The following is a 5,856-nucleotide window of genomic DNA, read 5'->3' as shown; positions in this document are numbered from 1 at the left end:
CGGCGTAGAACGAGATGACCTCGGCGCCGAAGTCTTCCTTGCTCTTGAAATAGTTGTAAAACGAACCCTTGGGCACGCCGGTGGCATCGACGATTTCCTTGATGCCGGTGCCGTTATAGCCTTGCTCCGCGAACAGCCTGAGGCCGGTTTCGAGCAGGGTTGCGCGGGTATCGTTGAGGGCGGTGGCTTTATTCATTCCGCTATTATATGACCAGTCGTCTTAAATTGCTTGGCGTCGAAAAAATCATGATTTATTGCTATTTTTAGCGCGCCAGGAAATTTCCTCGAAAAGCCGCAGAATGAAGCCTCACCACAGCTCGTTTCGTCTATGAACATCCGGCATTTTTATTTTGCAGCGGCAGGTAAAAGCCGGCTGCATTACTGCTATCATTTGGTCAATGTTCCTATCCGGAACTGCCCGCGCCGCGCTTACTTATCCAGTGTTGCCGCTTTCAGAGAGTTGCATCATTTTTAACGCATTCCGTCAATTTTTCATCCGCAAGCTATCGGCCGATCCGATGCTGCGCCACCACGACTTCCGCCGCTTCTGGCTGACCACGGTCCTGGCCAGCTTCGGCGAACAGATCAGCAGCCTGGCGATCCCGCTCACCGCGGTGCTGCTGCTGCAAGCCACTCCGGCGCAGATGGGCATCCTGATCGCATTACAGACCTTGCCGTTCGCCTTGTTCTCGCTGCCGGTCGGGGTCTGGCTGGACCGGCGCAGCAAGTATCCAGTCTTGCTGTGGTCGGAATTCCTGTTCGGCGTGGTGCTGGCGGTGATTCCGATAAGTTACTGGCTGGGTTTGCTGAACATGCATGTGCTGTATGCGGTCGGCTTCCTGATGGGGATTGGCTTCGTGATCGGCGGCAGCGCTTCCCAGGTATTCCTGGCGCAGCTGGTGGGACGCGAGCATTTGCTGGACGCGCAGAGCAAGTTTGCCGCGACCGATTCGATGGCGCGCCTGGTCGGCCCCGGCATCGCCGGCATGCTGGTGCAGCTGCTGACGGCGCCGGTAGCGGTGCTGGTCGATGCCCTCGCTTTCATGGCGTCGTCATGGAACCTGCGTTACCTGCGCAAGCGCGACAGTTTTCCTGCGCCGTCCGATCGCCATCCGTTCCGCGAGATGGTGGATGGCATCAAGATGGTGTGGAATCATGAAGTGCTGTGGGCGCTGGCCTGGGGCACGGCCTTGTGGCAGCTGTTGTTCAACGGTTACCTGGCCTTGCAGATCCTGTTCGCCACCCACCAGCTGGGCATGTCGCCAGGCGTGCTGGGCGCGGCGCAAACGCTGGGCGGGCTGGGAGTGCTGGTCAGCTCGATGCTGCTCAAGCCTTTGTCGCGGCGCTTCGGCAGCGGCCGCACGATCCTGATCGGCCTTGGCGGCACCGGCGCGGCGTGGCTGCTGCTGGCAATGATTCCGGCTAACCTGTTCGGTTCGCCGCTGCTGAGCGCGCTGGCTTACGGCGTGGTGGTGTTCATCTTCGATTGCAGCGCCATGCTGTATTTCATGCCTTACCTGGCGCTGCGGCTGAAACTGACGCCGGATGCTTATCACGGCCGCATGGTGTCGACCATGCGTTTCATGACCGTGGCGGCGGCGCCGCTGGGCGCCTTGTCGGCCGGTTGGATCGCCGAACACCTGGGCGTGCGCAGCGGACTGATTGCCATCGCGGTGGGCGGCAGCCTGCTGACTTTCGGCTTGCTGAAAACCTCGCCTTTGCGCGATATCCGGGATTAAGAGCGAAAAAAAACCTGCATCAGCGAGTCGGCTTCGACTTCGTCTGATGCAGGCTGGAGAGAAGCGCTATCTGCTTGTTACCTGGCCAGCGCCAGAGGGGCAACGTTTGCCGCAGGCTGATCCCAGCCGCCCCCCAGCGCCCGGATCAGGCCGACTGAGGCCACAGCCCGCTGGCCGACGCTCTGGCTCTTCGCGCGTTGCGCGGAAAGACTCGAACGTTGCGCATCGATCACTTCGAAATAGCTGGTCGAACCGTTCTTGTAGCGCGAATCGGCCAGGCGCGCGGCCAGTTGCGCCGATTTCACGGCGTCTTCCTGGAAGCGGATCTGGTTATCCAGCGTACGCATCGCGCTCAGGTTGTCTTCCACGTCCTGGAAGCCGACCAGCACTTGCTGGCGGTAGTTCGCCACCACCGATTCATAGTTGGCGTCGGCCTTGGCCAGGTTGGCCTTGTTGCGGCCGCCGTCGAGCAGAGGCAGGTTCAGCACGCTGCCCACCAGCGGTCCCAGCATCCAGCTGCGGCTGGACCACTGGAACAGGTTGTGCAGCGCGTCCGAGGCGAAGCCGCCGGAAGCGGTCAGCACCAGGCTCGGGAAAAAGCCGGCCTTGGCGACGCCGATGCGAGCGCTGGCGGCGGCCAGCTGTCGCTGCGCCTGGGCGATGTCCGGGCGCCGTTCCAGCAGGTCGGATGGCAGGCCGGGCGGCACGCTGACCGTCACCGGCTGCAGCGGCGCGCTGGCCAGGGTGAACTGCGCCGGCGCCTTGCCCAGCAGGATCGCCAACGCATGGTCGCGCTGGGCACGGCTGCGGCTGACGCCTTCCTGTTCGGCCTGGGTCACCGACAGCTCGGTCTGGGCTTGTGCCACATCCAGTTCGCTGGTGTCGCCGGCATCGTAGCGATGCTGCACCAGGCGCAGGTTTTCCTGGCGCAGCTTGATGGTCTGCTGCAGCACGTCGAGTTCCGAGTCGAGCGAACGGATCGCGAAATACTGCTGGGCGACGTCGGCTTGCAGCGCCAGCAGCACCGAGCGATACGCGGCTTCCTGGCCTTCGGCATCGAGGCGGGCGGCGCGGCTGCTGTCCGACAGGCGGCCAAACAGGTCGACTTCATAGGAGGCGCCTAGCTGCGCCTGCCATTGGGTGGAGGTGGCGCTGGCCGTACCTTGGCGGGTAGGGCCGAAGGCGGCGCCCAGCTGGAAGGCGCGGTCGGCATCGGCCAGGCCGGCGGTGGCGCGCGCTTCCTTGACGCGCGCCAAGGCCATGACCAGGGTCGGGCTGGACTGGGTAGCATCGGTGACCAGCTTGCTGAGCTGGGCGTCGCCGAACACCGACCACCAGGCGCCGCGGTCGGCGGCGTCGGCAGGCTGCGCCACTTTCCAGCTGCCGTCCAGCGCTGCCGCTTCACGGTACTGGGCCGGCATGTCGACCGCTACCTGCTCCGGCGGTTTGGTGGTGGAGCAGCCGGCCAGCACCAGCGCCGCCATCATTGCAGTCAGTTTCAAGTTAAAGCTTTTCATGTTCAAATTCCTTCAATTTGCGCGGTGCTGGCAATCACTGGTACGGCATTGCCATGCGCGGCAGGGACTGGGCCGGTATAGGCTTCGGTTTCATGCTTGCCGCTGGTCCAGCGCGATGCCAGCGTGCGCAACAGTACATAAAAGATCGGCGTCAGGAACAGGCCGAAAGCCGTCACCCCTATCATTCCCGAGAACACCGCGACGCCCATTGCATGGCGCATTTCGGCGCCTGCGCCGCTCGACAGGATCAGCGGCACGACGCCGGCGATAAAGGCGATCGAGGTCATCAGGATAGGCCGCAAACGCAGGCGGGCAGCTTCGATCGCCGCAGCGTAGATGGAGCGGCCTTGCAGCTCCAGCTCGTGGGCGAACTCGACAATCAGGATGGCGTTCTTGCACGCCAGCCCAACCAGCACGATCAAGCTGATCTGGGTGAAGATATTGTTGTCGCCGCGGGTCAGCCAGACGCCGGCAATCGCCGACAGGATCCCCATCGGCACGATCAGCAATACCGCCAGCGGCAAGGTGAGGCTCTCGTATTGCGCTGCGAGCACGAAGAACACCAGCAAGATCGACAGCGGCAAGATGATGAACAGGGTATTGCCGGCGATCTTGTCCTGATAAGTGATTTCGGTCCATTCGTAGCTGATGCCGCGCGGCAGGGTCTCGGCCGCGATGCGTTCCACCACGGCCTGGGCCTGGCCGGTGCTGTAGCCGGGCGCCGGGCCGCCGTTGACGTCGGCCGAGGGGAAGGCGTTGTAGCGCACTGCCTGGTCGGGGCCGTAGCTTTGCGTCATCTTCAGCAGCGAAGACAGCGGCACCATTTCGCCCTTGTCGTTGCGCGCTTTCAGCAAGCCGATATCTTCGGCATGGGCACGGAACGGCGCATCAGCCTGGACCCGGACCTGAAAGGTGCGGCCGAACTTGTTGAAGTCGTTCACGTACAAGGAACCCAGGTAGATCTGCAAGGTGTCGAACACCGAAGGAATGGACACCCCCAGCTGCTGGGCGCGGACACGGTCGACGTCGGCGTACAGCTGCGGCACGTTGATCTGGAAGCTGGAGAACATGCCAGCCAGTTCCGGCGCCTGGTGCGCTTTTGCCATGAACGCTTGCAGGGCATCGTTCAAGGCCTGGTTGCCCAGCGCGCCACGGTCTTCGATCTGCAGCTTGAAGCCGCCGATGGTGCCCAGCCCCTGTACCGGCGGCGGCGGGAACACGGCAATGAAAGCGCCCTGGATGGCCGAGAATTTCTGGTTCAGCTGCTGCGCAATCGCTATACCGCTTTGGTCGGCGCTGCGGCGTTCGTCGAACGGCTTCAGCGTGGTGAACACGATGCCAGAGTTCGGGCTGTTGACGAAACCGTTGATCGACAGGCCAGGGAAGGCCACGGCCGATTCCACGCCAGGCTGCTTCAGTGCGATCTCGGACATCTTGCGCATCACGTCCTCGGTACGATCGAGCGAGGCAGCGTCAGGCAGCTGGGCAAAACCGACCAGGTACTGCTTGTCTTGCGCCGGGATGAAGCCGTTCGGCACGGTGTGGAACAACAGCATGGTCAGGCCGATCAGCACGGCATACACGCCGAGCGCGGCTGTCTTGCGTTTCAGGATGCCGGTCACGCCTTCGCCATACGAGGTCGAGCCGCGATGGAAGACCTTGTTGAAAACCGAGAAGAAGCCGCCAAAGATACGGTCGATGACACGCTGAAAGCCATCCTTCTTGGCGCCATGGCCTTTTAGCAGCAGGGCGGCCAGGGCTGGCGACAGGGTCAGCGAGTTGAAGGCCGAGATCACGGTCGAGATAGCAATGGTCAGGGCGAACTGCTTGAAGAATTCGCCGGTCAGGCCGCTGACGAAAGCCAAAGGCACGAACACCGCGCACAGGGTCAGGGCGATCGCCACGATCGGTCCCGATACTTCGCGCATCGCCTTATAGGTAGCTTCCTTTGCGGACAAGCCGTTTTCGATATTGCGCTCGACGTTTTCCACCACCACGATGGCGTCATCGACCACGATCCCGATCGCCAGCACCAGCCCGAACAGGCTCAGCGCATTGATCGAAAAACCGAAACCAAGCATCACCGCGAACGTGCCGATGACCGATATCGGCACCGCCAACAATGGAATAATCGATGCGCGCCAGGTTTGCAGGAAAATGATCACCACGATCACCACCAGCAGAATCGCTTCCAGCAATGTGTGCACCACCGCTTCGATCGACGCCCGCACGAACTGGGTCGGGTCGTAGACGATTTTGTAATCGACGCCGTCCGGCATATCTTTCTTCAGCTCGGCCATGGTCTTGCGCACGTTATCCGAGATTTGCAGCGCATTCGAACCGGGCGCCTGGAAAATCGGTATCGCGACGGCCTGCTTGTTATCGAGCAGCGAGCGCAAGGAATATTCGCTGGCGCCCAGTTCAATGCGCGCCACATCTTTCAGATACGTGACCACGCCATCCGGCGAAGTACGCACCACGATGTTGCCGAACTCCTCTTCACTGGCCAGACGGCCGCGTGCGTTGACCGAAATCTGGTAATCGACGCCCGGCACCGCCGGCGAGGCGCCGATCACACCGGCGGCGACATCGACGTTTTG

Annotated in this window: 4 protein-coding genes; 1 reads left to right on the top strand and 3 read right to left on the bottom strand. The window is 62.1% G+C overall.

The genetic code is table 11. The features are described from left to right. Positions 1 to 196 (bottom strand): TetR/AcrR family transcriptional regulator (locus tag JWQ61_RS19195; RefSeq protein WP_304361907.1); only part of this gene is annotated, 196 nt, incomplete at its 3' end. Between the two features lie 322 nt (positions 197 to 518). Between JWQ61_RS19195 and JWQ61_RS19190 the strand changes: the two genes are divergently transcribed. Continuing rightward, positions 519 to 1,739: an MFS transporter gene (locus tag JWQ61_RS19190; RefSeq protein ID WP_304361906.1), complete on the top strand. Its 1,221-nt coding sequence runs from the start codon at positions 519 to 521 to the stop codon at positions 1,737 to 1,739. 77 nt (positions 1,740 to 1,816) lie between these two features. On the opposite strand, the gene JWQ61_RS19185 is transcribed toward JWQ61_RS19190, so the two are convergent. Further along, positions 1,817 to 3,256, bottom strand: coding sequence for an efflux transporter outer membrane subunit (locus JWQ61_RS19185; RefSeq protein WP_304361905.1), 1,440 nt, complete (start codon positions 3,254 to 3,256; stop codon positions 1,817 to 1,819). Positions 3,257 to 3,258: 2 nt separating this feature from the next. After that, positions 3,259 to 5,856: efflux RND transporter permease subunit (locus tag JWQ61_RS19180; protein ID WP_304361904.1), on the bottom strand; the 2,598-nt coding region annotated here is incomplete at its 5' end.

Origin of the sequence: Collimonas fungivorans, assembly GCF_028292705.1 — a bacterium.
Classification (GTDB): domain Bacteria; phylum Pseudomonadota; class Gammaproteobacteria; order Burkholderiales; family Burkholderiaceae_D; genus Collimonas; species Collimonas fungivorans_B.
This window is presented reverse-complemented; position numbering and strand designations above follow the sequence as displayed.

Excerpts from the sequence above, each read along its gene's own strand:
- JWQ61_RS19190 (WP_304361906.1), top strand. The coding sequence starts at position 519 with ATGCTGCGCCACCACGACTTCCGCCGCTTCTGGCTGACCACGGTCCTG.
- JWQ61_RS19185 (WP_304361905.1), bottom strand. The coding sequence starts at position 3,256 with ATGAAAAGCTTTAACTTGAAACTGACTGCAATGATGGCGGCGCTGGTG.